Genomic DNA, 22,691 nt, shown 5'->3' with positions numbered 1-22,691 from the left:
CACGGAGCCCGGAGACCCCTACCACCTGCCGCTTTGGAGGCACCCCGATGTCCGCTGAAAAGTCCGAACCGCCGGTCACGGCGTTCATGCTGGTCAAGACCACGCCCGAATGGCTCGCCCTGACCGTCCAGGAACGCGTGGACGCCTTCACCACCCAGGTCCTGCCGGCCATCAAGGCCAAGACCACCGGCGTCCGGTCGCGCTTCTACGACACGGAGTTCTACTCCGCTCGCGTCACCGACGTCTGGGTGTGGGAGGCCGACGACCACCACGCCTACCAGCTCCTCGTCGACGCACTGCGCGAAACCCCCTTCTGGGACCGCTACTTCGAGGTCGTCGACCTCCTCGTCGGCACCGAGAACGGCTACGCCCGGACCTACGGCCTCGAACCCGTCGCCACCATCGCCACCTGACACACCGCCCACCGGCCCACCTGCGCACGAGCGCCGATGCCCCCTGACCGGTCGTGGTCAGGGGGCATCGGCCCGGAAGGACCAGAGGAGCGGTCAGAGAGCGCGTCGGTACTGGTGGGGCCAGGCCGCCTGGTCCGCGGGGCGCGCGCAGGGCGAAGTAGGGGTCGCGGAGGAGGGGGCGCCCTGTCATCACGGCGTCCACCTGCCCGCTCGCCAGCAGTTCGCCGGCCAGCGACACGTCGCCGATCTGTCCGGCGGCGGCGACCGCGAGTCCGGTGGCGTCCTTGAGCCGTGCCGCGAACTCGACGTGGACCCCCTCCCGCGTCGGCGGGCGGGCCTCGTGGTCCCGCACCGCCAGTCCGGACGTGACGTCGAGCAAGTCGACGCCCACGGACGCCAGTTCATCGGCGAACGCCACCGCCTCGTCGATGCCGATGCCGCCTTCGACCCAGTCCGTGGCGGTGATCCGGACGAAGACGGCCTTCTCCGCCGGGAAGGCCTCCCGGACGGCGCGGGCCACGCGCAGCGCGAGGCGCGTCCGGTTCCGGAGGCTGCCGCCGTACTCGTCCGTCCGGTGATTGGACAGGGGTGAGAGGAACTCGTGCAGGAGGTATCCGTGCGAGGCCTGGATCTCGACGACCTGGTACCCGGCCAGGTGGGCCATCCGGGCCGCGCGGGCGAACGCCTCGACCACCTCGTCGAGGTCGGCGCGGTCGGCCTGCCGGGGTGCGTCCAGGTCGCCGAAGGGGACCGCCGACGGGCCGAACGTCCGCCAGCCTCCCTCGGCCGCGCTCACGGAACCGTTCTGCCCCGCGCCCACCCAGGGCAGTTGGTGCGACCCTTCCTGCCCGCGGCCTGCAACTGCACCCCTGGGACGGTGCCGCGCTCGCGCATGAACGAGGTCAGGCGCCGGTGAGCGGCGGCCTGCTCCTCGTTCCAGATGCCGAGGTCCGCCGGTCCGGTGCAGCGGGCCCACGGCGTTGGCCTCGACCATGATCAGACCGACCGCGCCGACCGCTCGTGCGCCGTAGTGCACGAGATGCCAGTCGGTCGGTTTCCCGTCGGGGCCCGCGGCGTACTGGGCCATCGGGGACATCCACAGGCGATGGGGAACGGTGACGTCCCGCAGGCGCAGCGGGGGCTCTCTTCCTCGGGAAGTGGCTGGCAGGCGGCGGGAGCGGGGCGAGACGGAGCGCCGGGCTGTCGCGGCGATGAGGTGCGGGCCGTGGCGGACCCACGGCCCGCAGCGGCGTTCAAGAAAGCTGATGCCGAGTCAGAACCTGGCGCCGGAGGGCAGTTTCGCCGTCTCCTCGGGGGCCTCGGCCGGGAAGTGGTGGCTGCCGAGGTCGATGAGCACGATGTCGAGGCGGTCCCGGTAGCGGTCGATCGCCTCCCGTGTCACCAGGTCACGTATCGCGAACACGGTGATCGGCTGCCTCGTCTCGCGCAGCGCCGCGTCCATGTCCCAGCGCATCAGGCCCTCGATGGCCCGCAGGCCCGCGGGCTGGCGCACCGCGGCCATCTTCTCGGTGTACGCGTCCTTGAGCGCCGGGTCCGTCCCGGCCGGTGACCCCCCCCTCGACGAGGCCCCGTACGGCGGCGGCGAAGTCCGTCTGGAACGCGTTCACCGTCGCCTCGGCCTGTTCCTCGCTCAGCGCCGGGAACAGGGACAGGTAGTGCAGTGCGTCGAGTGCGACCACCTGCGAGACGGTGTCGGGGAGCAGTCGGCCGACTTCGACGGCGACCGCCCCGCCGAGGGAGTGGCCGGCGACGACCGCGGTGTCCACCGACTCGGCTTCCAGGACGGCGGCCACGTCGCGGGCGAACTCCTCCATGGTCCAGACCTCCCGCGTCGACCGCGACTCGCCGTGCTCGGCGAGGTCGATCGCCAGGACGCGGTGGTCCTCGGGCAGATGGTCGGTCACCGCATCGAAGTCGCCGCGGTCGCACGCCCAGCCGTGGATGAGGGCCAGGACCGGTCCTCCGGTCGGACCGCTGGCTGTGTAGCGGATCGTCGTGTGGTCCGATCGCTGAACCTGGCGGTGCTTCTTGATCCTGCTGGCAGTCGTCACGGTGTCTCCTGATGCGGCGGGGTGAAGGCTGTATCGGGCGGTGGGGAGTAGTGGTCGACAGGCAAGGCAACATTCGCAGTGATCGCTGTGTTAGTGATTCGAGCGTAGCGCAAACGCATCGATCACTGCATTTGCAGGGCGGATGTCGGCGGTTCGAAACCGTCCGCGCCCACAGCAAACATGCAGGTCAGAGGGCCGTGGTGCTAGCTCGAAAGGGGCGCCGCGCACGCCCGCGGCGCTCTGATATCGGGTCTCAGGGTGGGGGGGCGGGGGCGACAGCGGGGGGGGGGTTGGGGGGCGTTCCAAACCCGCCGCCCCCAAAAAAAAACTGGCGGTCCGGGGGGGGGGGGGGCTCGCTCCCCGGCCCCCCCCCCCCGCCCCGAAGCACATTGAAAAGACATCTCATTTGGGCTTGCAGGCTGCTTCCGTGACGATCGTGGAGCGCTTGGTGCCGGACGAGTTGTGGGAGCTGTTCCAGTTGGTGGTGCCGGCGGCGCCGACCCGCCCACAGGGCGGTGGTCGGGCGCCGCTACGGCGACCGGGAGGCGCTGGTGGCGATCGTGTTCGTCGCGACGTCCGGGTGCACCTGGGCCCAGCTTCCGCCCTGCTTCGGCCCGTCCGGGCCGACCGCCCACCGGCGATTCACCGAATGGAGCAGGGCCCGGGTGTGGGCCAAGTTCCACCGGGTCGTCCTGGACGAGCTGGGCGCGCGGCAAGCTGGACTGGTCGAGGTGCGCGGTCGACTCGGTGAACGGGACGGTCACCCAGGTCGAGCGGCTCACCGACCTGCCTGAGCACCCCTGATCCGGCGTGCGGCGGCTGGTGCGCGCCGCCTTGAGCTGCGGGTCGCACCGGTTGTCGCGAAGTCTTGACACTGCGTCACAGGCCGCGAACCCTGGTGCTGTACTCCAGGGACGCGAGGGACACGGCATGCCATGGGTTGACGAGAGCGGGCGCCACCAGGGTTTCCTGCTGCATGTTTTCCAGGTAGACGTGCTCCGGCGGGACGTAGCGAGGGAGCGGGATTCCGATTGCCGGGTTATAAGCAATCCGGCGCGCACGCACTGCATAGTCCAGCACTCTTAAGGACGACGTGGATCTTCCGAATGGTGCTCGCGGAGAGGGGTTTTCCGTTGGATACGGAGTCCGCGAGGATGTCGCCGAGCCACTTGGCGATGCCGTCGAACTGGATGCGAGCGACCGGAGTTGATCCCCATTTGGGGATCACGTATGTGTCCAGTGCGATTCGGTGCCGCCCTCCGCGACCGCCAACGCCTGGACGACATCGCCTACCTCACCCCCGACCGCATGGCGCACCCCACCCACCGCGCCCTCCTGACCGCGCTGGTCGAGTCGCGCACCAGTAACCCGACCACCCTGGCCCCCCAGTTGCCGGCATCGTCGAGCGCCACCTTCGTCTTGGCCTACGACGAACACGACGCCAAGCCCTACCGCTGGACCTACGACGGCAGCCCACTCAAAGCCGCATGAACTCCCGAAGGATCAACGCGGCGCTGCACTAGTGGTCGGTTCTGCTGACTGTGACGCCGAAGAGGTCGCAGACGACGCTTGGCGACAGTTGGACGCAGAGACGCCGCCTGCCAGCTGAGGAAGGTGGCCGTACCGGAAGTCCGGTGGGAGCACGTGGGTGCCAGCCATTCCGGTACGGCCTGGTTTTCGCCTGTGGCCCAACTACCGGTAGATGGCGTGCAGCCTGCCGTTGAGTGCGACCACTGACGGGCTGCCGGTGCCGGGGAGGGGGGAGATGTCGTCGGACGGCAACCAGGAGCCGAGGACGTTGGCTGAGTACCGGAGTTTCCCGCTCTCGTCGCGGTAGGCGCAAGCCACCCCTGTCAGGTACGGGACGAATGCTGGCCCGTCGCTCGTTCGCGCTCCGGGGATGGGGGCACCGTCTCCAGTCACCAGAGTGACGCGGACTGCGCCGTCCTCTGCCCTGTAGGCGAACTGAGGCCCGAGCAGGGTGCTGGCCGCAGCTGGCCCGTGGGTTGTCTTGACGGGGATGTTCGTGGGCTCCGGCGGTGTGTCGTCGATGATGGCGCCGAAGTAGATCGATCCGTCCGGGTGGCGGAACCCGCAGTTGGGGCCCGTCAGCAGTTGCACAAGTGTCGGTTTGTGGGTGGTTGTCCAGTTCTTTGTGGTGATGCGTGTGGGGGTGCTCCAAGCGAGCTGTCCGGGTTGCGTGGGGTCCGCTGTCCCGATGGTCCGGTGCATGGCGTTGTCCGGGGTGCGGTAGACGCAGTAGAGCTTGTTGTTGACTTCGAGGAAGGCGGGTTCTTCGCAGGCTGCGGGGGGCAGGTTCGTGGGGGTGATGATCCAGGTCTCGCCGTGGAGGGTGGCCCAGAGCGGTTCCTGGCGCTGGAAGGCGCTGGCCACGAAGTGCAACTGGTTGTTGTACTTGAAGAGGGTGGGCATGGAGTGGCCGAAGAGGGTGGGTACGTTCGCTTGCGACCAGGGGGCGGATGAGGAGTTGCCCTCGGTGCCGTAGCGCAGGTTGGAGATGGCCCCGCGGACGAAGAGGCTGCCGACTTCGAGGTCCGGGACACGGACGGTGGCGGTGGTGTTGAGGATGCGTTCGGCGGTGCCGTTGCCGATCTGGACGGTGGCGCGCAGGTAGAACTGGGTGGTGTGGCCGACGTTGTTGAGCGTGTAGGTGCTCTTGTCCAGCACGTTGACGTCGGTGGTGTCGTACAGCAGGCGCAGGGAGGAGACGCCGCCGGCTTCCCAGGTGAGTGTGACGGTTTCGCCGTTGTTGATGATGGGCGGTTTGGCGATGAGGTTGCGCAGGTAGAAGTCGGCGGGGAACTTGCCGATCTCCAGCGTCGTGGTGTCCGGCAGGAAGGACTCGCTGGAGCCGGCCGGGCGTGAGTAGACCTGGATGAGGAGCGGAGCGGTGCCGACCTGGCGGTTGATGCGCACGCCCATGAGCTGGACGGTGAGGCCCTCGTCGCGGCTGATGGTCGCATGGCCGGAGGTGGGGGCGAAAGTGATCGTCTTCGCCTGGGCGTTGGTGGTCGCTGTCCAGTCCTTGAGGCTGGTCTGGGGGTCGATGCCCTCCAGATCGAGGGCGAGGTCGGGGGAGTTGGGGCCGGTCGGGATGACAACGACGATCTTGTTGCATTCGATGGCCTCGCCGCTGCGGCGGCTGCCGACGATCACCAGGTCGGCCCGCTGGGGGTCCCCCGTGTTGGGGGAGACGCGGATGGGGTCGGGGTTGGTGCTGAGGCTGAACTCCAGGGCGGTGGCGGCGGCTTCGGCATCTTCGGAGCCGGTTGCCGCGGTCTGGGAAACGGTGCTCATCAGTGTGCTTCCTCGTGTCGGGTTACGGCGGCGGCCTCGTCCAGGACGAGGAAGCCGGAGCGGATCTGGGGGTCTTGACCGATCGGAAGACCGGTGGGGTCGGGGACGGTGATGGGCATGGACGCCCACGCGTCGGCGGCGCGCTCTGTCCAGGTCCAGGTGCCGGTCGCGGTGGCTGGGTGCGGGAGGAGGGCGGCACCGTCGTTGGTGGTGGCGGCGAGGAGGGGGCCTGCGCGGAAGCTGACCGCCATGTTCGCCAATGCGTGGGTGGTGAACTCCTGGGGGAGGTGGATGGCGGTGACGGGCAGGATGTCGGTGGTGGCGTGGACGGCCGCCCTCGGGTCGAGGAGGAGGGTGACGAGGGCGGTGCTGGCGGAGTTGAAGGCGAGTTGGAGGCGCTGGCCCTTGTCGATGGGCCGCAGGTAGCCGGCGGAGTCGCCGCTCGGCGTGATGACGGTTTCGAAGTGGGTGTAGTCGTTGTCGAGGACGTAGCCGATGAGGCCGTCGTCGGTCTGCCGGGCCTCACCCAGGCGCACGGTCCACTGGTAGTGCGGCATCTTGGGCTGGGGCGGGTTGAGGACGTTCTTCCAGGTGACGTCAGTGCGCGGCGGGCCGGACAGTTCCAGGTCGAGGCGGGCGCGGACGAGGGCGAGGGGGCGGCCGAGGAGGAAGGCCAGGCTCTCGTCGGCCGGTCCGTCGGGGTCGATGGTTGCCAGTGCGGCGTCCAGGTGGGCGCGCACCGCGTCGAGGACGGCCGGGCCGCGCTGTTGGATGGCGGCGAGGAAGCGGTGGGCGTGCGGGGAGAGGGCGGCGAGCTGGTCGAGTTCCTGGATGTCGGAGCCGGGCAGTGCGGTCCATGCGACGATCCGCTGTCCGTTGGCGGACAGCACGGTGCGCAGGTCGCCGAGCGCGTGGCCCTCGGGGCCGTAGCAGGCGATCGACTTGTCGAGTCGGTTGTGCAGGAGCCAGGCGCAGACGGGGTTGGTGCCGGGGGTGAGGTCGACGGGCTCGTCGCGCTGTGCGGAGAGGAAGTCGAAGTGCAGGCGGGCGGGTTGGAGCAGGCGCGGGCCCAGTTCGATGTAGCGGTCCCGGTCCATCTCGCCGACGAAGTGGTCGGGGACCATCGTCTGGGGGCGGAAGGGCCGGAAGTGCTGCGGGTTGTCGATCAGGTTGACCGCGCGGCCGAATCGGTCGACCACGGACAGGGCGGCGAAGGCGAGGTGGCCCGAGCGCAGCTCCTGGAAGTCGGTGGGCTCCCAGTCGTCCCACTCGAAGACCGGTTGTGGTCCGGGGTCGGGTGCCTGGCGGTCGGCGTCGCCGATCAGGCCGCGGATCGCCCCGGTGGGGCGGAGGGTGGTGCGTGCTTCGCGCTGGGCGACCTCGGCGCTCAGGCCGTCCAGGCGCTGGGAGAGCTGGTCGAGGCTTCGAGCCTGTTGGCGCAGCTGCTGGATGAGTTCGTCGGGGAGGTCGCCGCGGCCGGCGGCGTAGCCGGCGAGCTTTCCGTCCTGGTCGTGGCCGCTGGTGGGGGCGAGGGTCTGGCGTCCGCCGGCGGTGACGGCGTAGGTGAGGTCGCCGGTGCCCTTCCAGCGGTAGCGGTTGCCGTCGAAGCTCCAGTGGGCCGTGCCGTTGTTCGCCTGATAGGGGATGGCGGTGTATTCGGCCCGCCACATCAGGTAGAGCGGCTGCCAGGGCTGGCGCCACGGATCAGTGCCCAGGGCTGGCAGGGTGCCGGTGGCGGCGTTGAGGTTGGCGCCGGTCTTGCGGGCCTGGTCGAGGATGCAGAACTCGGTGACCAGCGCGGGTACCGCCTCGGGCAGGTGGGCGGTGTTGACCTTGGCGACGTCGGCGGCCACGCTCAGTGCGGTGATGGAGCCGACCGCTGTGACCAGGCGTTCCTCGGTGCGGCACGGCAGCCTGGAGCCGCGGGTCATGGGGGCGTTGAGGTTGGCGCCCTGGAGCATGATGACGGGGTCGGCGTGCTGCTCGTAGGGGTCGAGGGGGACGCGCTGCAGGACGCGGGCGCCGCGCAGGCCTTGGTCCGCGGCGTAGGCGCGGGCCCGCTCGGCGAGGGTGTCCGGATCGTTCGCCCAGGGGATCTCGGTGCGCCTGTCGCGCAGTTGGGCGGCGAGGTCGGCCACCTTGCCGGCGGCGCCGTCGGGATTGGCGGGGTTGAGCTCGGCGGCGCTCCGGCGGGCGAAGAAGTCGGGTTGCTTCTTCTCCTGGGCCAGGGACCAGACGTTGTACAGGTGTTCCTGGGCGCCGGCCAGTTTGCGTTCCAGGTCGTCGAGGTCGGCCTGCTTGGTGTTGAGGCCGGCGGTGACGTCCTGTTCGAGGCGTAGTTGGCGGGTGCGTTCGCCGGCCGAGAGCGGGGGGAGTGCGTTCGGGTCGCCGCGGTCGACGACGCGCCAGGTGTAGCCGCCGGGGACGGGGCCGAAGCCGCCCTGGTGGGCGGTGCGTTCGGGGAACAGGTCGCCGTCGGAGCGGTCCAGTTCGTCCAGGACGCCGAGGAGGAACGCCCGGTAGAGGCGGGCGTCGTCGGCGTTCAGGGAGCCGGGGCCGGCGGCCTGTTCCTGGAGGACGGCGGCGGCCTCGGCGGCGCTGTTACCGATCGCAACGGCGATCTTGGCGGGGCCGGGGCAGTCGGAGACGGGGATGCCGCCGTTCGGTTTCCAGTCGATGCCCAAGGCGGTGCCCGTGTAGAGGGAGTGGCGAGGGCTGCCCATCCCGGGCGGCAGGCTCCAGTGGAGGCGGTCGAGGAGGTGGGTGTAGTCCTCGGTGCCGGCGAGGATGTCTTTGCTCTCTTGGGAGTACCAGCCGGTGACGTAGTAGCTGAGCCGGTCGTCTCCCTCGATGTCCGCCAGCGTGTCGTGGATGGAGAACACGTTGAGGTTGTAGGGCTGGTAGACGGAGAAGGTGAGCAGGCCGGGGCCGAGCGCGGTGAGGAACGGTTCGCGGGCGTCTGCGGGTTCGCGCCACGGCGCCTGGACGGTGAGGTCGTGGCGGCGCCCGGCCTTCGTCGCGGTGGGGGTGGCGGCGTCGGGGTCGAGGTAGGAGACGGCGCCGTTCTGGGGGTCGAGGTAGTCGCTTTCGACGACCCAGGACGTCATGGCGCGGTTGGAGCGGCGCACCACGAGCCAGCGGTTGGGGACGAGGGGGAAGTCGCCGATCTCGCCGCTCTCGCTGTCCTGGTGGCCCTGGCACAGCGCTTCGGGGAGCTGCCACTGCAGGTAGACGCCGAGCCGCTCGGGCTTGTCGCGCCAGATCTCGGTGCCCTGGAACGGCAGCGGCTCGGGCGGCTGGTTGTCCTCGGTCAGGGAGCGGAAGTTGGCCTGCCAGCGTTGGATGACGTACGTGCCGTCGGTGTCGCGGGTCTGCGCGTTGACTGCGAGCGCGGCCACCTCGACCGGCACCACGAGGGTGTTGTTGGGCATCGTGTGAAGGTCCGTTCCGGGGTGGCGGGTCAGGGCCGGGCGAAGGTCTGGATCTGCGGTGCCTTGATCATCTGAAGGGCGAACCGGGCCGGCGACAACGCGGGGAGGTTGTGCGCGCGGGCGAGTTCGGGGGCGAGCTTGCCCGCGATGTCGAGCACGTCGCCGGCCGGGCGCAGGAAGCGGCCGAAGCCGGGCGGGTCGGGGAACTCGCCCATGGGCGAGCCGATGTCGGTGCCGGTGAGTTTGCGCAGTTCGATGGTTCCGACGTCCCCGATGCCGAACATCAGGCCCTGCGGGGGTTCGGCAAGGGTGAAGGTGTCGATGACCTCGGGGTAGAGCAGCAGCAGGACGTCGGTGCCGTACACGTCCCGCCGCATGGGTTCCACCACCGTGTCGCCGCGGAACGCGGTGATGATGGTCTTGGGCCAGTTGGGGATGAGGTCGGAGCGGATCAGCACGCCGCACTCGGGGGCGTCCTGGATCCCGGTGGCCAGCGTGTTGAGGTCGGCGTCCAGCGCGTGCCCCACCCCGACGCTGAGCGCGCCGTCCACGGCGGCGCGGATCCACCCCGGGTCGACGTGGAAGAAGCGGATGCTCTCCGGCGGCAGCATCCGCGCATCGGGTACCAAGTGCTCGAAGGGGACCATCTCCAGGAGCGGCAGGCGGTCCAGCCACGCGCGGACCGGGTCGAGCTGGATGGCGCTCGCCTCCCGCAGGACACCGCGCACATCCGGCTCGGCCAGCGCACTACGCAGGTCAGCGGAGCTCAAGGGGGCTACCCGGGTCGAGGGGGCGGCGGCGCGGCGCTGGGCTGCCGCGAGTTGGGTGCCGGTGCGGGTGAGGGCGCCCATGAGAGCACCGTCAGCGGTGAGCAGCCGGTCGAAGCCGCGGTGAGCGAGATTCTCGCTCAGGAGGGTGGCGGCGGCACGCGCGCTGGTGCCGGCGAGTTCGGGGTGGGCGAGCAGGCGGCGGGCAGCGCGACGCGCGGCGGCGCGGAACTCCATGAGCTTGGTGCGGAAGGGCGCGTCCGCGAGAGCGAGGGCGCGGCCGAGGCTGAACGCGCTGGCGTAGCCGGTGTCGTAGACGCCGTACTTCTCCAGGTAGATCAGGGCCTCGCCGGGCGACTCCAGGCGCGGTGCTGCGGGCTTCGGGAGCTCCTGGGCCTTGGTGGCGGTGAACGGGCCCCGGTAGAAGGCGAAGCTGCGCTCGCCGGACTCCAGGCGCTGTGGGAGCGCGGTGGCCCCGCTCTTCAACCGCGCCAGCGCCTCGGGGTCGGTGGCGGTGCCGGGCAGGGGCAGCCGTAGGAGCGGTTCGGGTGCGGCGGCGAGGTTCTGGACGATGTCGCCGAAGCCGATCGTCGAGTCGGCCTGGGTCTCGAAGGACCACGAGTGGAGGGAGACCATCCGCAGGCCCTGCGCCGGCGGTGTGCCGCCGTGCAGGTAGCTCTCGAAGCCGTCCAGGGAGACGAGGTGCGCGACGTGCTGGCCGCCGCTGACGGCGGGGAAGCGGTTGGCGACGACGACCGCGTTGAGGTCCTCCTCCTCCGGCTCGGGGTCGGAGCTCATGGTGGCGTCGGGCGGACCGCCCTCGCGGACGTGCGCGAGCAGGGCCATGTCGGCTGGTTTGGGACACACGGTGGTGAACAGCGCGGCGGGCACGTGGATGGTCCGACAGGCCAGTTCCTGCTCGTCGTCGGACACGTTCTCGGGTGCGATGGCGGGTGGTTGTCCTGGGTTGTGGTCCTGTCCGGCGAGCAGGTCGCACACGGTGGTGACCTTGACCTGGCCCACCGCCTCGCGGTCCTCGGGCAGTTCGCCCTCGCGGAAGAGCAGCAGGGCGATCCACGGCACGCCCTCCTCGGCGCCCTTGAGACGCCGGAACCAGGGCAGGGCGGGGGTGTCGAGGGTGATGTGCGGCAGCAGCTGGCTGTAGGTGCCCACCGCGCCGGGCACCGGGTAGCAGGCGTGAACATCGGTGTCGGCGATGGCGAAGCGCAACTGCCGTACGTCGAAGGGCTGCTGGCGGGTCGGCAGGGAGCTGCCGGTGTCGATGCCGGTGATGCTCTGCTCGACGTTGATGCGGTAGCGGCCTGCGGACAGGGACGGGATGCGGTGGTCGAAGAACCGGGTGCGGTGGCCGACGGTGGCCATGCTCAGTCCCCCTTTCTTAGGCGGCAGGCACGAGCATGGGCTCGGCGGTGAAGGTGGCCTGAGCGGCACGGGCGTAGGCGCTCAGGTCGTTGTCGAGCTGCCCGAGGTTCAGGCCGAGCCCGGCGAGCACGCCGGCGAGCTGGCCGCGGGCGGTGATCTGCGTGGCGGTGGCCACCGTGGTCGCGATCGTCGCGATGACGCCGGATGGCCGTGCGGGGATTGCGCCGACGGGCCCGTCGGTTGCCTTGAGCGGCTGGTGACCGTCGGGGTTGACGGGGTCGAACTTCAGGGCCTCTTCGGAGATGTAGCCGGTGGAGGTGCCGTTGCGCAGCGGTGGCGCGGCCAGGCGGACACCGGTGAGCTGGTTCGCGATGAGCTGGTCGCCGTCCTTGGCCGGAAGCGTGTTGCCGGCGCCGGTCCCCCACAGGGCCTGGGCCACCGAGGCGGTGGTCCTGGCGCGCGACCAGGTGGTGAGGTCGACGCTCTCGCCCTCACGGGTGAGCGAGACGCACTGCACGCTGGTTCGGCCGGTTTGCTGCATGGGCCGGATGTTGAGCAGGCTGCCGCTCTCCGCAGGTGTTCCGGCCTTGGTGTTCAGGTACAGCTGGGTGACGGGGACGGTGGAGTCGGTGGTGAAGGAGAACCCGGCGGCGGAGACCTCCCAGGCGCCGTCGCTACGGGTGCCGTCCGTCTGGGTGTTCTCGATCAGTCCGGCTCCGGGCAGGACGCGCACCGCGCTCTCGGGCGGCGGCAGCATCTCACGGAACCCGGCCCAGTCCAGTGAGCGGTCCTGGGGTGGCCGGGAGGCGCCGAAGTTGATGGTGAAGGAGATGAACCACAGGTGGACCTCGGCGGATCCGCCGAAGGCGGGCCCCCACAGCTGGAGGCTGACGCCGACCTCGATGGTGATGCTGATCCGGATGAACCAGATCTTGATGGACGCGGACACCCCGATGGAGATTTTGAGCGAGGCGTCGATGTAGAACGGCTTCCACTGGATCAGCAGGTCCACCTTGGCCACGCACCAGGCACGCACCGGGCCGGCGTGGAACTGGATGTCGAGGCCACCGCCGGCCATCACCGCGGCCGGGGTGAGGGCGAAGTAGGCGTTGCCGGAGACGGTGACGTTGCCGCCCAGCGCCCAGTCGAACCCGACCCGCGTGGGCCTGGGATAGTGGGCGGGCACCTGGTACTTGGGGTGGTAGCCGCCCACGCTGAGGACGAGGTCGCCGGCATGGGGGCTCTCGCCGAACCAGGACTTGAGCGCGACCCCGCCGCGCAGGCGGCAGTTGGGATCGAGGAGGAAGGAACTGGGGGTCAGCGCGGCTTCGATCGCGAGCTCGCCCTGCAGCGGTTTGATCACGGCCCGCACGCCGATCTCGGCCCTGGCGTACTTCTTGGTCCCGCCCTTGGGGAAGTCGACCCCGCCCATGCCCAGCAGGGCCACGGTCAGCTCCGGTCCGGTCTGCAGGAGGGCCATCGCGCGGCCCTCGACGAACTCGGCGACGGTGAACGCCAGCCCGGCGGCGACCCACAACTCGTCCTGGGCGGGCCTGATCCACGGGTTGTCGCCACCCACGAGGGTGCCCAGGATCTTGACCGGGTTGCCCTTCTCCGCGCCGATCGCCCCCGGGTTGGTCAGGGCCTTGATGAACGGGAAGACCCCGATCTCCTCGACCTCGGGCACCCGGATCCTGCTGTTCCAGCCCATGCCCGCCGCGATGCCGTTCAACCGCAGTGCGGGGATCCCGATACCGGGGTTGCTGCCGATGGCGGCGAAAGCGAAGAACGACGGGTCGGTCCCCGCCTGGGGCACGACGTAGGCGCCCATCCCGGTCCCGTACAAGCCCTTGCCGGAGTCGCCACTGTCGAATGAGAACAGCAGCACACCCCCGATGATCGTCTTGTACGGGGCCTGCGCGGGCAGCACGGTGAGCGTCCCCGCGATCCGCAGCGGCGGGGTGCTGTAGTCAATGCCGAGGCCCTGCCCATCCAGGGGGTTGCCGATGGGCTTGAAGCCGCGCTCACGCCCCGGCGCCGGGACGCCCAAGACCGCGAATCCGTCACGGGTCGCGATCGCGCGCAGGGGACGGGACAGGCCGCGCCGCCGGGTCGTTGCCGTGCGCTCGGGCATGACACGACCCAGACCGTCGACGCGCGAGGCGTCGAGGCGGGGCACCGCGAGGGGGGCCTTCACCGGAACGACCGAGCCGTCGGGCAGTACCAGCCAGGACCCGGCAGCAAGCCCCCCAGTCGCACGGATGTCGAGGATCGCGAGCTGATCCTCCGTCAGGTTCTGTTCGCAGCAAACCATCCGCCAGCCGTCGGCCTCGGCGACGAACAGGCGAGCGTCTTGGGAGAGTGCCGCACGCCCTCGGGGACCGGCGGCGGCCAGTGTGGCTCCCGCCCCGTTCCTGGCGAGGGTGATCCGGTCGACATCGGGGCCGGGCAGATGGGGCACGTCCACGCCGAGGACGCGGGCGAGCTCGTCCGCGCGCGTGCCGGGCGCAGGCAGTTCAATGTCCAGAGCAACCGCCGTGACGACAGAGCCGTCATGGCTGAACGTCGCACATACACGGACCGGCCTGTCCGCGAGGGACGTAACAGCGGCGCCGACCGCCCGCAGCGCGCCAGAGTGGCCATCGCTGCTCGCGAGGCGGAGCACCCCGTCAGGGAAGAAGGGCTGGAACACGTCCCCAAGGCCGAGCATCTCTCCTGGCAGCTCCACCTCCTGACCCTCGCCGGTGTCGAGCAGCTTGCGCAACTCGTCCACATGGATCGTCACAGCCGTCCCCTTCCGTGCCCGTGCGCGGGCATGTCGAAGCTCCGGACGGCAGCGCCATCCCGACCGAGTGATCATTTGATTACAGATCGTAGTGGGGGCTTGGTCTTGGCGGTCGGACCGGCGCAAAGTCGAGCAACAATCGGCCGGAACCTGTCGGTGTCCAGGCAGGCCCTGGCGCATGGCGGGGAGAGTCGGTGGGGGCTTGCGCGAGGGCTCCGCGATGGTGGAGGCCGGGCCACACCAGTGAAGTGGCCGTTGCCGATCAGCGGTGCTCAGCGATCCACATTCGGAAGAGGGGATGCGGAATGCATGTGGGGACGACCGTGTGGTCGCCGGAGCCAAAGGTGTTGCTCAGCGCCTCGTTGACCCGATGTGCCGACGACCCTGGTCGCCGGTTCAGCCCGAGTGGCCTGGGGTGAGGCGGAAGATGCGCAGGCGGCGGCCGGAGCGGTCGGCATAGGTGGTGTAGGGGGGCCAGAAGGTGAGGAGTTGCTGCCAGGCGTGGTTGCGGTCGTCGCCGTCGAGGAGGTGGCCGGTGACGGGGGTCCTGCGGCCGTCGCGGGTGATGCCGGCGTGGGGTTGGGCGATGAGGTTGGCGCTCCAGGCGGGGTGGTGGGGCTGTCCGAAGTTGCTGGCGACGACGAGCAGGTCGCCGTTGGGTTCGGTCACGTACATGAGGGGTGTGCGGCGGGGTCGGCCGGTGGTTCGGCCGGTGGTGTGGAGCATGAGGGTGGGCAGCATGGCGGAGAATGTGGTGGCGCGTCCGCCGGTGAGGGTGTGGATGGCGCGGTCCAGGGGCGGGGAGATGTTGGCCATGGCGTCGACGAAGGCGGGGTTGGCGCCTGCGGCGGTGAGCAAGCGCAGTGCGCGGCCCGGCTGTGCGGCGGGTGTCGTGGGGGCGGTCCGGTTCCGGGCGGGGCGGGGTTTGCCGTAGTCGTGGCGGGCGTTGCCGAGGGCGCCGCTGAGGTGGGCGAAGACGCCGGGGGCGAGGGCGTAGGCGCGGTAGAGGGCGGGGAGGTAGCCGGGGATGTCGACCTGGGCCCGGCGCTGTCGCAGGCCCAGGAGGACGGCGTCGGCGACCTGTTCGGGGCTGGTGGTGGGCAGGAAGTCGGCCAGGCGGGGCAGTCGGCTGGAGGGGACGCGGTGGCCGAAGAACTCGGTGCCGACGACGACGCCGGGGCGCACCAGCATGGCGTGGACGGACGTGTGGGCGAGTTCGAGTTGCAGGATGCGGGTGTAGCCCTCGACGGCGGCTTTCATCGCGGCGTACGTGGCGGAGGGGCCTTTCACGAAGACCTTTCCCGCGGAGGAGCCGATGTTGACGATGTGTCCGCTTACTGCGGCACGCATGAGAGGCAGGACCGCTTTGACGGTGTGGACCATGGCGTCGTAGCCGACACGCATGGTGCGCTCGGCGTCCTCGACGCTCGTCTCCTCGACGTCGGCCCATTGGATGTGGGCGGCGTTGTTGACCAGGACGTCGATGCGGCCGAGCTTCCGGTGGGTGCCGGCGATCCACTGCTCCAGGGCGGGGCGGTCGCTGATGTCGAGTTCGTGGAAGGTGACGGTGCCGGGACCGCAGGGCGCGGCGGCGATCTGCTGGGTGGCGCGGGCGATGTTGGTGGTGGAGAGGTCGGCGGCGTGGACGGTGGCGCCGTGCGCGGCGAGGACGCGGGCCAGGGCCAGGCCGATGCCGCCCGCGCCGCCGGTGACCAGGGCGGTCCTGCCGTGAAGCCACGGGCGCGGCCGGACTGGGGTGGGGATGGAAGCGGACACGGTGTGCTCCTTGGGTCGGGCGGGATTCGGGGCAGCGGGTGGGTGGGCGGCGGTGCCGGGGTCAGCGGTGGCCGGCGGGCTCGCCCTGCCGGCGGCCTGTCACCACTGGACGCGGCCCCGGCGGCGGGGGCAGCGGCAAGGGGGCCAGGCGGCGGGTGAGGTGCCCGAGCGCGAGGAGGGTGAAGATGTCGGCGAGGGCGGGGACGGTGAAGCCGAAGGGGCGTGGCCCGATCGAGTCCGGGGTGCTGGCGATGGACCCGTCGGTGCGTTGCTGGGTGAGCAGGTAGGCCGCGCCGCGGGCGGCGGGGCCGGGTGCCGGGCCAGCCGTGCTGAGGGTGATGAGGGCGTACGCGGTGCTCAGGGCGTCGCTGACGTCGCCGTCCTGCCGGCCCCAACCTCCGTCGCTGTTCTGGGAGTCGGTCACCAGGCGGATGGCCTTGCGGGTGATGTGCCAGGCGAAGTGGCCGGGTGTGCCGTTGTCGCGGTGGCGGGCGGCGGCGAGGATCGCGCGGAAGACGGTGTGGTGGCGGCTGCTGCTCCAGTCGGGCGGGAAGGATCCGTCCGGGTGCTGCTGGTCGGCGAGGAAGCCGAGCGCGGACTCCAGGGCGGTGTGCTGGTGGTGGCCCTGGGTGCTGAGGGCGTTGGCGGCGGCGGCGGCCATGCAGGCTTCCGAGGGTGCGCCGGCCAGGTAGGTGGGGAAGCCGCCGTCGGGCCCGCGCAGGGCGTTCAGGGCGTCGACGGCGGTGTGGATCGGCTGCCGGTTGGCGTGGGGGTCGGTGAGGTGGAGGACCTCGATGGCGGCGGAGGTGCAGTCGGTGTCGGCGAGTTGGGCCCTCTCGGTGTAGGACCAGCCGCCCGCGGGGTGCTGCAGGTGCAGCAGGCGTCGGGCAACGACGTCCAGGACGGACCGCGGGGCGTCGGCGGCGTGCAGGGCGATGCCGGCGGTGGCGGTGAGCCAGGTGTCCTCGTCGCAGATGAACGGGATTCCGCCGTCGGCGCGCTGGTGCGTCAGTGCGATGCGGATCCCGTCGGCGATCAGGGCCTCGTGGCCGGGCAGGGGCACCAGGGCGTGCAGGACGGAGAGGTGGATGAGGAGGTTTCCTTCCCACACCGCTCCGGGCTGCTGGGTGGCTCGCAGCAGGTCCAGGTCGTGCGTGTCGACGAGGTGGGGTTGCCCGTGGGCGCGGGCGAGGATCGCCTTGACGGCGGTGACCTGGACCTGGGCCCAGGTGTGCAGGCCATGCAGGGAGAACGCCTCGGCGGCGGGGGGCTTGGTGGTGGGGGTGGCTCCGAGCAGGAGGAGGACCGCGTGCAGGAGGGCGCGTTTGCGGAGGCCGGTGAAGTCCGGTGCCTGGGCGAGGAGGCGGTCCACGTCCAGGAGGTCGGCCGCGTCGGAGTGGGTGTGGAGGGCGGCGCGGGCCAGCAGTCGCTCCAGCGGCTGCGGGGAGTCGCGGTGCGTGGCGAGGTAGGCGGTCAGGGCGGCGCGGGCGGCGGGCTCCTGGCGGGTGCGGTCCAGCAGGGCCAGCATCAGGGCGGATTCCAGGACGCGGCTGTGGCACGGGTCGCGCAGGGCCCCGTCCGGGCCGACCTGGTCCTGGAGGCGGGTGCGCAGCCGCGTGGTGGCGGGTGCCAGGCCGGCAGGGAACGCGGCGCGGGGCCAGCGGGCCTGGCCCGGAGGTATCGGGGTGACTCTCATCGAGGTCCGTCCTGGTCGTCGTCTGCGGCTGTCACCGGGTGTCCGGCAGAACGGCTCAGGGCTGCGGCGGCGGCTGGTGGCGCGGTGCGCTCGGCAAGGGTTCGGGGGTGAAGCGTCCGGTGACGGCCAGCCAGTGCAGGGTGGCAGCCATGAACGTCTCCACCAGGTCGACATAGCGGCGCAGCTCCTGCCGCCGGTCCTCCGGCAGGCCGCAGGCTGTGCGCAGGGCGGTTGCGGTGGTCTGGAAGCCGGCCCGGCGGTGCTCGATCATGGCGGCCACCCGGGTGCGCGCCGCGGCCATGGAGCTGAAGTCACGGCGGGCGAGCAGCGCCACCAGGTTGTCCTGGCCGGCGGCCTCGTCACCGGCTTGCGAGGCCAGATCGTTCGCCCAGCCTGCGGCATCGGCCACCGCCTCGCGCAGGTCGATCAGTTGGGCATCCACCCGAGGGTCCTCCACCAGGTGGGCGTGGCCGGTGCGTTCCAGCACGTCCAGCATGGGCAGCAGGGTGATCGTGCGCCGCCGCAATCGCAGGTACTCGGGCAGCGCCAGCCGCACTCCGGTCCGGCGCAGGGCGACCTCCTGCTCGCAGGCGTCCAGGAAGTCGACGTAGTCGGCGGTGAATCGCAGCTGCCACCGCGCGGGCATGCCTGCGGCCGTGCGCTCCCAAAGTCCCGCCAGCACCGCCGCGTGTGGGGCCGTCGACGTGGACGCCGCACGGCCGGAAGTGATCACCCGGCGCAGGGGCACGGTGAACCGCTCCAGCTCGCCTGGGGTTGACCCCAGGCCGCGCCGGTCGATCTGGTCGTCCACCCAGCAGATGAACGCCGCCCACTGCGCCGTCAACGCCACGTCCCCCGCGCCACCGCCCGGCAGGGCGCCCTCGGCGAGTACGTTCAGCCGCATCGCGGCAAGGCGTCGCTCCCCGCCGGCATCCGCCACGAGGCCAACCTCCCGCGCCCAACGCAGCACCGGATCGGACGCGGGGACCGTGTCCGCTGATGACGCATCAGTCATGTTTTGATCATGTCAGAACATCGGTGGCCGTGGATGGCGAAAAGTGAAGTCCAGGCGGCGGCACCACATCGGCCGTGCGGCAGCAGCCCCCTGGACGGCAGGGGAACCCCTGTCCCGTTCCTCCGTTGGCCGTCCGTGGGAGCAGGTGGAGAGCGACCCACCCGCGGGAGGGTGACGCCACGTGAGACAGGTTGCACTTTTCCACAACCTTCGAGGCGTGGGGTATGTCCCGTGGGGGGAGAGTCAGCCCCGGGGGCCTCCATGGTCTCTGCGTTTCGTGCGCCCGGCGGACCGGAGCGTCCGCTGCCAGGCCCAGTCGAGGGAGCCTTCATGACCGATCAGACGCCTGCTGCCGCACAGCCGGTGCAGTTCCCGCTCACCGAGACGTTCATCCGGTCCGCGCCGGACAACCCGCACTGGAAGTTGCTCGGCCCAGTGCAGTTGAACGGGGGCCTGGAACTCGCCCCGCAGCCGGGCACCGCCGCCACGGCCTTCCTCGACCAGCCGTTCTCCTCCGCACTGGGGGTGACGATCGACTTCGACTACGCCAACACCGGCCCGGACACTGCCCTCGACGGACTCAGCGTCTACCTGATCGACGGGGCGCAGACGACCGAGCTCGGCGGCCCCGCCGGCAGCCTCGGCTACTCCTCCCACCATCATCCGTCTGGCGGCGACGAGCGAGCGGGGGTCACGGCGGGGTGGGTCGGCATCGGCTTCGACAACGGCGGGTACTTCGCCCACGTGGCCGCCGGACCGGGCGGGGCGGACAGTCGACCGGACACGCTGACGGTTCGCGGCTCCGGCAGCGCCATGTCGGGATTCGACTGGCGCACCGGCGTCGAGGTTCCCGGAGGGTTCCGCGCCACCTGGGAAGAGGGTGCGCACCTCCAGGTGTCTGTCATCGCCGGCCGCCTGACGGTACGGCGCTCCAGCAAGTCCAACCCGCAGGGCTCGCTGCTGATCGACGATTTCGACCTCGCGGGCCGGCCCGGTCAGGCCGCGATGCCCGCGACGTTCAAGCTGGGATTCGGCGCCTCCTCCCTCGGCCAGTCGGCGTTCCAGATCCGCAACCTCTCGGTGGAACTGCCGGCCGACATGCCGCTGGTGATGAGCGGCCCGCAGAGCGCCAAGGCGGGAGAGCGTGTCGCCTATACCTTCGAGGTGCAGAACCTGGGCCCCAACGACGCTCCCGACGCCAGGGTGGAGGGCCTGATCCCGGGCCCGCTGCAAGCAACGGCGCAGCTCAGCTGCCGGGGGGAGAACGGCGCCGAGTGCGGCTACGGCTCGGTCGTCGGGGGCTTGCACCAGTTGGTGAGCCTGCCCCGGGGCGGCAAGGCCGTGATCACCCTGAGCGGCACCATCGGCCGGCATGCCGAGGGGTGTATGGCCGTGACCGGCCAGGTCCAGTCGCGGACCCGCACCAACACGGCCGCGCGCCAGGCCGGATCGGTCGATACCGACGTCGAACTGCCGCGCGTCGCCGTCGCCTCGCAGATCACCGGACAGTGGCCCCAGTCCTCTCCCGAGGGCGCGAACGGATGGATCGTCAGTTACGACCTCACGCTGGCCGCCAACGAACAGCGGGTAGCCGCCTGGGAGATCTCCTTCTCCGTCCCCGCGAACACCCGCGTCAACCCCACCCAGACCTCCTGGTACCAGGTGCTCAAGGACGGCCTCGACGGGCAGACCGTCATCACGTCCCCCGACGGCTCCCACACCATCGACCCCGGCCAGTCCCTGACCGTGAACGTGCAGATGCTCTACCCCTCCCAGACGGAGGCCGGCGACGGCAGCCTGCGCAACCTGCTCGCCATCGAGCTGGCCCACCCCTGAACTCCTGCTCTCGACGCCGTGGCAGACCCGGCCCGGTCAGCGGCCCGAATGAGTCGGTCGGTTCAGGCCGCACGGCATCCTCCCCGGGCCTAGCCTGACGGGATACGTACTGCCGATCTTGAGGGGTGCTCGTGACGAGCAACGAAGCAGAATTCACCGTAGAAGCACCTGATGGGGAGGCCTGGCAGATCCCGAACTCGATCCAGGCGACGCCGATGGCAGGCCCCGTCAGCGCCCGTGACCGGCTGCTGGAGACCATCGTGCGGGAGGCCCAGCAGGTCGCCGACAAGCACGCCGGCGAGGCGGCCACAGCCCTGGAAGCCCTGGCCCGCGCCTTCGCTCTCGTGGCCTCACCCACAGGGCAGCCCTCACCAGTCGTGCCGACGATCGGCAGGCGCGACATCCCGGCTCCTGACTACAACTAAGCGAACTGACCGGACACCCAGGAGGCCGGAACACCGGGTGCCCGCCGGTGGAGCCAGCCGGGCGCCCCCTACCTGGGTGACCGTCAGATCACTCCTCGCCGTCCTCCTCGGCGTCGTCCTTGAAGACGCTTTCCAAGGGGGACGGCTCAGCGGCCGGGGAGCCGAGCTGCGCTCGGTCAGAGTCGAGCGACGCGGTGCAGAAGTCCTTGATCGCCGTGGGACCGGTCGCGACACGGCCGGTCCGCGCCATCGCTGGCCTTACCTTTGCCAAACGGCAAGCTCCGGAACTCACGGACTGTTGCTTACGCGACATCCCGCCGGCCGCACCTCGTGCGCTGGACGAACGCGGTCAGCTCTCGCACGGGCCTCCACACGGTGGTCGGTGCAGGCGTGGTCACTCCCACGTCTTCGTGAACTTGACGGTGAAGTCGTACCTGACAGCCTCGGCGTTCTCGGCGGACAACGCCACGCTGTAGTTGAAGAGCCCCGCGCGGGTCACGACCCCCGTCGGACTCTCCTCCAGTCCGGTGAGCAGCGTGTGCACCGTGTCACCGGGCGGGAAGTTGCCGTACATCTGTTCGATCTTGTCGACCTTCGCGCCGGCCCTCCTGACCACGTGGATGTAGCGGACCGAGGCGGCCGCCGCATCGCGGACCCGGAACTCCACCACCCACTGGTACTCCTGGCCCTCCATGATCTTGAACGGGTCGTTCAGGGCCTTGAGCGCCTCGGGGGTGTCCGTGGGCCGGCGGACGTCAGGGCGTCCGGCGACCTTCAGGATGTGCGCCACGCACTCCAGGCGGGCGGTGCCGCCCGTGGACTGTTCCTCGTTGGTCATGGCCATCTCTCTACTCCTTCTCGACGGCAAAGGGGCTACGCGTGGTCGACGTCATTCCGGAGCCCCACGGCCCGATGCCGGCAGTCGATACGAGCGGCGCCCGCCCGTACGGGCATGATCACACTCCCGACTCGGAGTGAAGATCAAAACCGCCATACCCGGGACGGCCGACATCGGGCAGTGGTAAGCGACATCGGATCAAGGCGGCCGAGGGCCAGCCAGAACCGGGTGAGCGATCGGGCCGCGGTCCCGGTGGCCGCGCTGGCGCGCCGGATCACGGCCGGCCCACATCGGTGAGACGGATCGGCTTGGGCTGCCTCTGGACCTGCGGCGGAGCTTAGGCAAGCCTCATCGTCCCAGTTCAGAACAATGCCGGTGAGTTAGGGCGTTTCCGCAGGTAGAGCGCATGGCGGTGGCCGATTTGGGCGGATAGCCCGCTGTCGGCATGGGGAATTTCACCACGATCTGATGGTCCGCAGATGATCTCGGGACACGGCAACGGAGCCCCCGGTAAGACAGAAGATCGACCAAGATCCGACTGTCCGCAAGGGAGCTCCGTTGGGTGCTCAGTGTGCCATCCTCCGAACCGCATCCACGACGACAGCGGCGGGTACAGCTTCCGCGCGAGGCCCTCGCAGTCCGGTGGGAGCGCGATTCGGGGACAGGATCCGGCTCGGCGTGCTGACCGAGGAGATCACACCCGAAGTGGTCGACGAGGTACTGGAGTTGACCGGACGCGTCGAGCGCCGCCGCAGGCTTCTGCCGGCTCGGGCGGTGGTGTACTTCGTCCTGGCGCTGTGTCTGTTCAGCGGTTCGGACAGCGTGGGTCCGCCGGGGTACCGGTCGGTGTTACGCACGCTGACCGAGAAGCTTCGGTATCTGCCGGGCGCGTGCGTCCAGCGGCTGCCCACGAGTTCGGCGTTGACGAAGGCCCGC

General features: G+C 70.4%; 16 protein-coding genes and 2 pseudogenes. 6 read left to right on the top strand and 12 right to left on the bottom strand.

Annotated features, from left to right (window positions below; translation table 11 throughout):
- Positions 1–47: 47 nt before the first annotated feature.
- Positions 48–413 carry a darcynin family protein gene (locus tag ACFV6D_RS29960; RefSeq protein ID WP_363378018.1) on the top strand — a complete coding sequence of 122 codons (366 nt, stop codon included), beginning with the start codon at positions 48–50 and terminating at the stop codon, positions 411–413.
- A 202-nt stretch (positions 414–615) separates the two neighbouring features.
- Here the strand turns inward: ACFV6D_RS29960 and ACFV6D_RS29955 are convergent.
- The 3 genes and pseudogenes from ACFV6D_RS29955 to ACFV6D_RS29945 all read right to left on the bottom strand — a co-directional run.
- Positions 616–1,500 (bottom strand): annotated as a pseudogene (locus tag ACFV6D_RS29955) (NADH:flavin oxidoreductase/NADH oxidase); the annotation flags it as partial.
- Between the two features lie 186 nt (positions 1,501–1,686).
- Positions 1,687–1,836 carry a hypothetical protein gene (locus ACFV6D_RS29950; protein WP_380561870.1) on the bottom strand — a complete coding sequence of 50 codons (150 nt, stop codon included), beginning with the start codon at positions 1,834–1,836 and terminating at the stop codon, positions 1,687–1,689.
- Positions 1,820–2,485 (bottom strand): alpha/beta fold hydrolase, encoded by a 666-nt coding sequence (locus tag ACFV6D_RS29945; RefSeq protein ID WP_380561868.1) that lies wholly within the window; start codon positions 2,483–2,485, stop codon positions 1,820–1,822. The genes ACFV6D_RS29950 and ACFV6D_RS29945 overlap by 17 nt, the downstream gene beginning before the upstream one ends.
- Before the next feature lie 412 nt (positions 2,486–2,897).
- Between ACFV6D_RS29945 and ACFV6D_RS29940 the strand changes: the two are divergent.
- Together ACFV6D_RS29940 and ACFV6D_RS29935 are read left to right on the top strand one after the other, a co-directional pair.
- Positions 2,898–3,238: pseudogene (locus ACFV6D_RS29940) on the top strand (transposase); the annotation flags it as partial.
- A 477-nt stretch (positions 3,239–3,715) separates the two neighbouring features.
- Positions 3,716–3,976 (top strand): hypothetical protein, encoded by a 261-nt coding sequence (locus ACFV6D_RS29935; protein ID WP_380480296.1) that lies wholly within the window; start codon positions 3,716–3,718, stop codon positions 3,974–3,976.
- A 201-nt stretch (positions 3,977–4,177) separates the two neighbouring features.
- Here the strand turns inward: ACFV6D_RS29935 and ACFV6D_RS29930 are convergent, their stop codons facing one another.
- From ACFV6D_RS29930 to ACFV6D_RS29900, 7 genes are all read right to left on the bottom strand, one after another.
- On the bottom strand, positions 4,178–5,803 hold the full coding sequence (locus tag ACFV6D_RS29930) for a hypothetical protein (protein WP_380561866.1): 1,626 nt from the start codon (positions 5,801–5,803) through the stop codon (positions 4,178–4,180).
- Entirely contained in the window at positions 5,803–9,234 is a 3,432-nt protein-coding gene (locus ACFV6D_RS29925; protein ID WP_380561864.1) for a hypothetical protein, read from the bottom strand. The genes ACFV6D_RS29930 and ACFV6D_RS29925 overlap by 1 nt, the downstream gene beginning before the upstream one ends.
- A gap of 29 nt (positions 9,235–9,263) precedes the next feature.
- A complete protein-coding gene (locus ACFV6D_RS29920) occupies positions 9,264–11,384 on the bottom strand; it encodes a hypothetical protein (protein WP_380561862.1) in 2,121 nt (706 codons plus the stop codon).
- 16 nt (positions 11,385–11,400) lie between these two features.
- Complete coding sequence (locus ACFV6D_RS29915) at positions 11,401–14,169, bottom strand: DUF6603 domain-containing protein (RefSeq protein WP_380561861.1); 2,769 nt, start codon at positions 14,167–14,169, stop codon at positions 11,401–11,403.
- 396 nt (positions 14,170–14,565) lie between these two features.
- Positions 14,566–15,945 carry an SDR family NAD(P)-dependent oxidoreductase gene (locus ACFV6D_RS29910; RefSeq protein WP_380372260.1) on the bottom strand — a complete coding sequence of 460 codons (1,380 nt, stop codon included), beginning with the start codon at positions 15,943–15,945 and terminating at the stop codon, positions 14,566–14,568.
- A 61-nt stretch (positions 15,946–16,006) separates the two neighbouring features.
- Positions 16,007–17,641: a prenyltransferase/squalene oxidase repeat-containing protein gene (locus ACFV6D_RS29905; protein ID WP_380561859.1), complete on the bottom strand. Its 1,635-nt coding sequence runs from the start codon at positions 17,639–17,641 to the stop codon at positions 16,007–16,009.
- A gap of 55 nt (positions 17,642–17,696) precedes the next feature.
- Entirely contained in the window at positions 17,697–18,545 is an 849-nt protein-coding gene (locus ACFV6D_RS29900; RefSeq protein WP_380561857.1) for a terpene synthase family protein, read from the bottom strand.
- Positions 18,546–18,986: 441 nt separating this feature from the next.
- Between ACFV6D_RS29900 and ACFV6D_RS29895 the strand changes: the two genes are divergently transcribed.
- Complete coding sequence (locus ACFV6D_RS29895) at positions 18,987–20,492, top strand: hypothetical protein (RefSeq protein ID WP_380561855.1); 1,506 nt, start codon at positions 18,987–18,989, stop codon at positions 20,490–20,492.
- A gap of 131 nt (positions 20,493–20,623) precedes the next feature.
- Positions 20,624–20,917, top strand: coding sequence for a hypothetical protein (locus ACFV6D_RS29890; RefSeq protein WP_380561854.1), 294 nt, complete (start codon positions 20,624–20,626; stop codon positions 20,915–20,917).
- Positions 20,918–21,005: 88 nt separating this feature from the next.
- Here the strand turns inward: ACFV6D_RS29890 and ACFV6D_RS29885 are convergent, their stop codons facing one another.
- Together ACFV6D_RS29885 and ACFV6D_RS29880 are read right to left on the bottom strand one after the other, a co-directional pair.
- Positions 21,006–21,167, bottom strand: a complete 162-nt coding sequence (locus tag ACFV6D_RS29885) for a hypothetical protein (RefSeq protein WP_380561852.1) — start codon at positions 21,165–21,167, stop codon at positions 21,006–21,008.
- A gap of 144 nt (positions 21,168–21,311) precedes the next feature.
- Entirely contained in the window at positions 21,312–21,761 is a 450-nt protein-coding gene (locus ACFV6D_RS29880; protein ID WP_380561850.1) for a hypothetical protein, read from the bottom strand.
- Positions 21,762–22,433: 672 nt separating this feature from the next.
- Between ACFV6D_RS29880 and ACFV6D_RS29875 the strand changes: the two genes are divergently transcribed.
- On the top strand, positions 22,434–22,691 hold a 258-nt coding region (locus ACFV6D_RS29875), incomplete at its 3' end, for a transposase domain-containing protein (protein ID WP_380561848.1).

Origin of the sequence: Kitasatospora sp. NPDC059812, from assembly GCF_042732075.1 — a bacterium.
Classification (GTDB): domain Bacteria; phylum Actinomycetota; class Actinomycetes; order Streptomycetales; family Streptomycetaceae; genus Kitasatospora.
The sequence above is the reverse complement of the archived record's forward strand: the minus strand, read 5'-3'. Positions and strand labels throughout refer to the sequence as shown.